Source organism: Rhodococcus sp. BS-15, assembly GCF_000813105.1.
Classification (GTDB): domain Bacteria; phylum Actinomycetota; class Actinomycetes; order Mycobacteriales; family Mycobacteriaceae; genus Rhodococcoides.
In genome coordinates this window covers 1-662 of sequence record NZ_BAOX01000629.1, presented here as the reverse complement: position 1 = coordinate 662, position 662 = coordinate 1, and the positions used below count along the sequence as shown (strand labels likewise).

The 662-nt window shown below is 67.2% G+C and carries 1 pseudogene; it reads left to right on the top strand.

From position 1 onward, the window contains the following. A pseudogene (locus tag RHBS_RS28365) lies at positions 1-662 on the top strand (MFS transporter); the annotation flags it as partial.

Sequence of the window (662 nt, the reverse complement as noted above, 5' to 3'; positions counted from 1 at the left end):
CCCCGGTCTGGCGAATTACCCGACCGCTGTTCCTCCTGCGTCCACGCACGTTCCGAGCCGGCGTCAGCCCTTGCCGCCGTTGCACCCGCCGCGGAGCGAGCAGATCACTGCGGCGCGCGGCAAGTCCGGCCAACGCAAGCCGCCGCCGATGCCCAAGAAGCTGACCGTCACCCGCGTCGCCGCCATGCGCGGACGCGAACTGACCGGCAAGGGCATCGCATCGTTCCAGCGAGCCGCGAAGGCCGACGGTGCCGACAAGTCCGGTCTGACGGCACTCACCTACGCGACCATGGCCAACTTCGCCTCGGATGCCGCGCTGGCGATCGCATTGGCCAACACGCTCTTCTTCTCGGCCGCCACCGGTGAGGACAAGACCAAGGTCGCGCTGTATCTCGTCATCACCATCGCGCCGTTCGCGTTGATCGCGCCGCTCATCGGACCGCTGCTCGACCGGTTGCAGCAAGGCCGACGCATCGCGCTCGCCACCTCATTCGGGTTGCGCACCGTGCTGGCGGTGGTGCTGGTGTTCAACTTCGACAGCTGGGTGTTGTATCCGGCCGCGCTCGGCATGCTCGTCCTCAGCAAGTCCTTTGCGGTACTCAAGAGCGCGGTGACCCCGCGAGTACTGCCGCCGGAGATCGACCTGGTCCGCGTCAACTCAC